Source organism: Bradyrhizobium sp. STM 3809 (assembly GCF_000239795.1).
GTDB lineage: Bacteria > Pseudomonadota > Alphaproteobacteria > Rhizobiales > Xanthobacteraceae > Bradyrhizobium.
The window spans coordinates 1-4,496 of record NZ_CAFJ01000767.1 but is presented as its reverse complement, the minus strand read 5'-3'; the positions used below and the strand labels follow the sequence as shown (position 1 = coordinate 4,496).

3 protein-coding genes are annotated in these 4,496 nt (G+C 66.5%); all 3 read left to right on the top strand.

What is annotated here, in order from left to right; genetic code table 11:
• Nucleotides 1-2,009, top strand: a 2,009-nt coding sequence (locus tag BRAS3809_RS32700) for a TonB-dependent receptor (RefSeq protein ID WP_035660103.1), incomplete at its 5' end; no start/stop codon positions are given.
• A 3-nt stretch (nt 2,010-2,012) separates the two neighbouring features.
• On the top strand, nt 2,013-3,461 hold the full coding sequence (locus BRAS3809_RS32695; protein ID WP_008966289.1) for a PepSY domain-containing protein: 1,449 nt from the start codon (nt 2,013-2,015) through the stop codon (nt 3,459-3,461).
• A gap of 119 nt (nt 3,462-3,580) precedes the next feature.
• Nucleotides 3,581-4,496 (top strand): sensor histidine kinase (locus BRAS3809_RS32690; protein ID WP_035660101.1); only part of this gene is annotated, 916 nt, incomplete at its 3' end.

Here is a 4,496-nt window from a genome sequence, read left to right as displayed (position 1 = left end):
CGGACACGCTGCGCGAACAGGGCTACCACACGACCGTCGATGCGGTGAAAGGCGCCGCCGGCGTCAGCGCCGGCGATGCGCCGAACGACGTCGGCTTCGCGATGCGCGGCTTCCAGGGCAACCAGGTCAACGTCCTCTACAACGGCATCAATATCGGCCCGACCGGCTTCACCGCGCTGACGATGGAGACCTTCAATCTCGACCGCGTCGAGATCCTGAAGGGCCCCTCCTCGCTGAGCTCGGGCCAGGGCGCGGTCGGGGGCACCATCAACTTCGTAACCAAGGCGCCTCACACCGGCCCGGTCGAGAGCGAGGCGTTCGTCGGCTTCGACCAGCGCGGCACGTTGCGCAGCGGCTTCGGCTCGGGCGGCAGCACGAGCGTCCAAGGGCTCGACTATCGATTCGACATCAGCCGCACCAAGGAGGTCGGTTTCATCGACGACACCGCGTTCAAGAACGTCCACGTCTCCGGCCAATTGAACGACCGCCTGTCCGACAGCTTCAGGACCTTCGTGGCCGCAGAGTTCAAGGACTACAAGGCCAGGCCTTATGAGGGCACGCCGCTGGTGCCGGTCGCCTTCAGCGGCGCCAATGCGACCAGCGGCATCGTGTCGGGCACCAAGGTGTCCGACTACAATGGCAGCAATCTCGGCGCGGTGACGATCGATGGCCGGACGCTGTCGACCAATTACAACGTGATCGACGGCCACAAGACGATCAGGGAGTCGTGGGTCCGCAGCGGCTTCGAATGGGACCTCAACAACGCCGTCACGCTGCGGAGCCAGATCTACAACTACAATGCCAGCCGCGACTGGTACAACAACGAGGTCGCCGCGTTCAACGCGAACACCAACCTGGTCGATCGCGAGCGCTTCTTCGTCCACCACAACCACAACATCGTCGGCAACGTCACCGATGTCACCTGGAACGGCAGCATCTTCGGCCTGGCCAATCGCATCGTTGCCTCGGTCGAGAGCTCGCACACGGATTTCACGCGACCGGGCGCGGCAAATTTCCCGGGCGACTCGGTCCCGCTCGTCGGCTTCGACCGCGGGACCTATGGCCTGCTGACGACGCAGTTGCAGACCGCCACCATCGACAATGTCGCGCTCAATCTCGAAGACCACCTGAAGCTGACCGACAGCTTCGCCGTGGTCGGCGGCCTGCGCTACAACCCATTCACGCTTGACCGCAGCTGGATCCGGAATGGCGCCGAGCGCCCCGGCTTCCCCTATTCGACGAGCTGGCAACCGGTCACCGGACGCATCGGATATACCTGGGAAGCGCTGCCCGGCACGACCTTCTTCAGCCAGTATGCGACCGCTGCCGACATCTCGGCCGACAGCATCTTCCTCCTGTCTCCGACGCAGAACCTGGCGCTGTCGGACTCTCGCAGCTATGAGACCGGCGTCAAGCAGCTGGCGTGGAACGGACGCGCCGAGTGGACCTTCTCGGCCTTCGACATCGCGCGCAGCAACGTCTACAGCGCCCAGGCCGGCCAGCAGCTCAACCTCGCCGGCAGGGTGACGTCGCAGGGCGTCGAGTTCGCCGCCGCGGTGCGGCCGACACCGGAGAGCAAGCTGTGGGGCAACGTCGCCTATGTCCGCGCGCGCTATGCCGACTATGACCTCGCCGGCGGCGGCTCGTTCTCCGGCAACACGCCGCCGAACATCCCCGCCGTCATCATCAATGGCGGCGGCTCCTACCGCTTCTTCAATCCCGGCTGGTGGCCGGTCGAGCTCGGCGTCTCGGTGCGCCATGTCGGCGACCGCTGGAGCACCGACGCCAACACCGTGAAGCTGCTGGCCTACACCACCGCCGACCTGTTCGCTTTCATTGACCTGCCGAGGCTGCCGCTATTCGCCACCGCGACCAGCACCCGCCTCGCCTTCCGCGTCCGCAACGTCACCGACCGGCGCTACGCGGCCTGGAGCGATCCGTTCTATCCCGACCAGATATTCCTCGGCGCCCCCCGCACCTACGAGGTCGAAGCCTCGTTCAAGTTCTAGAGCATGATCCGGGCGCTGATCCTCACGCATCGATGGCTCAGCATCCCCCTGGGTCCGCTGTTCGCGCTATGGTTCGCCACCGGCATCGTCATGCACTTCGTACCGTTTCCGGGCCAGACGGAGAGCGAGCGCGTTGCCGGACTCACGACGCTCGATCTCACCACGTCGCTCCACAGCCCTGCGGAAGCCGTCGCCGCCGGCGGCATCGATCACATCAGCCGCGTCCGGCTGTGGCAACGCGCGGATGGTCCGGTCTACGTCGTCTCCGCCGCAGACCGGATCGTGGCGCTTCATGCCGACACGCTGACCGCGGCCGATGTCGCCGCCCCCGATCTCGCGCTGGCCATCGCCCGCGCGACGGCACAGCAGCGTGGGCTCGGCGCCAAGGACGCCGCGGTCGTCGCGCGCAACGATTACGATCAATGGACGGTGCCGAACCGGTTCGATGCGCATCGCCCGCTGTACCGCATCGCGCTGAACGATGTCGAGGGGACCGAGCTCTACGTCTCCTCGCGGAGCGGCGAGGTGGTGCTGGATACGACCCGCTTCGAGCGCCGCTGGAATTATCTCGGCAGCGTCGTCCACTGGATCTATCCGACCGTGCTGCGCAAGGACTGGGCCGCGTGGAACGTCACGGTGTGGTGGCTGTCGCTGGCGGCTGTCGTTGCGGCGGTGACCGGCGCCCTGCTCGGACCCGTCAGGCTGCGGCTGCGCAGGGTGCGGCTCCGCTCGCGCTACCACGGCTGGCACCTGTGGCATCATTGGGCAGGCCTGGTCTGCATGCAATTCCTGCTGACCTGGATCGTGAGCGGCTGGCTGTCGATGGATCACGGCCGGCTGTTTGCGACCGGCCATCTCACGCCATCCGAGGACGCCATCCTGACCGGCGCGCCGGACTGGGCGCAGCTCGGCGCCGCACCGCCGGCGGCGGTGGCCGGCGAGGTCCGCGAGATCGAATGGTTCGCCTTCGGCGGCCGCCTGCACCAGCGCGCGCGTCGCGCCTTGATGCAACAGCAGATCTCCATGTTCGATGGCTCCGCCTGGCACATCGTGGGCCGTTTCCTGCAGCCTGCGGAGATCAACGCCGTCAGCTCCCGTCTGAGCAGCGGCTGCGCGCGATCGATCGAGGTCGAACCGGGCGATGACTATCCGTTCGTCTCTGACGTGCCGCAGGCCCCGGTTCATCGCGTGGTCTGCGGCGACACCTGGTATCACATCGACTCCGCCTCGGGCGCCGTGCTCGAGAAGCTCGATCCGTCCAGGCGCACCTACCGCTGGCTGTATCAGGCGCTGCACACGCTCGATTTCCCGACGCTGCTCGCTCACGCGACTTTGCGCACGCTGCTCATCGTCGGCCTGTGTACGGCCGGCCTGGGCTTCAGCCTCACCGGCCTCGTGATCGGCTGGCGGCGGCTGCGCGCAACCGGCCTCGCGCCGCGCCACAATGGTTAATTTTAACGCGCGGTTAACGCAAATTTTTCGTTGTCTATAATCCGTCTTAAGGATTTCGAGCCAGTTATAGACGATGCAGAAAGCAGCCCGCGCGGCCCCGGGCAGGATTCGTGTTGTTGATGAGTAAACCCGCGGAAAAGCCCGAGATCGTCGAGCTTCCGGCCGATGGACCGGCGCTTGCGCCGGCGAGCCAGCGCCGCGCCGCGCAGCAGCGGGTGCGCGAGGCGCGCGACCGGTTAACGTCGACATCGGGAACGCGGCCGGCCTTCGACCGCGAGCTGCTGCGCCAATACGCGCAGACCCGCATCTCCGCCTCCTACATCGTGATGCTGCTGGTGGTCGCGACCGGCCTGATGCTGAGCGTCTGGCTGCACGCGGTCGCCGCCGGCGCCTGGACGCTCGGCGTGCTCTGCATCCATATCGCGATCGTGCGCAACTGTAGCAACTTTCTCGCCGACCAGCCGTCGCTGGCGGCTGTGCGGCGCTGGCGCACGCGCTTCGTGCTGCTCGACCTGCTCTACGGCGTGTGCTGGATGGCAATCCTGATCCACCCGGCGCTGGCGGAGGTGTCGGGCACGCTGATGATGTTCCTGATGCTGCTGGTGATCGCCGTCTCCAGCATGCTCGCGGCGAACCTGCCGATCGCAGCCGTCGCGGTCACCGCGCCGGTGACGGTCGCGATCACGCTCAGCCTGGCGCTGTCCGGCTCGTTCGACAACTACCTGCTGGCCGGCTTCGCCGTCGCCGCCGAAGGCTATTTCGTGCTGCTGGCGCACCAGCTGCATTCGACGACGCTCGCAACACTCGAGGCGCGCGCCGAAAAGGACGCGCTGATCGGTGAACTCGAGCAGGCCAAGGCGATCTCCGACGAGGCGCGCTACCGCGCCGAGGCCGCCAACGTCGCGAAGTCGCGCTTCCTGGCCCAGATGAGCCACGAGCTGCGCACGCCGCTCAACGCCATCCTCGGCTTCTCCGAGGTGATGAAGAGCGAGATCTTCGGCGGCCATGCGGTGCCGGTCTACAAGGAATATTCCG

Bases quoted from the DNA above. Each gene is read 5' to 3' on its own strand.
- BRAS3809_RS32695 (WP_008966289.1), top strand. From the start codon at position 2,013: ATGATCCGGGCGCTGATCCTCACGCATCGATGGCTCAGCATCCCCCTG.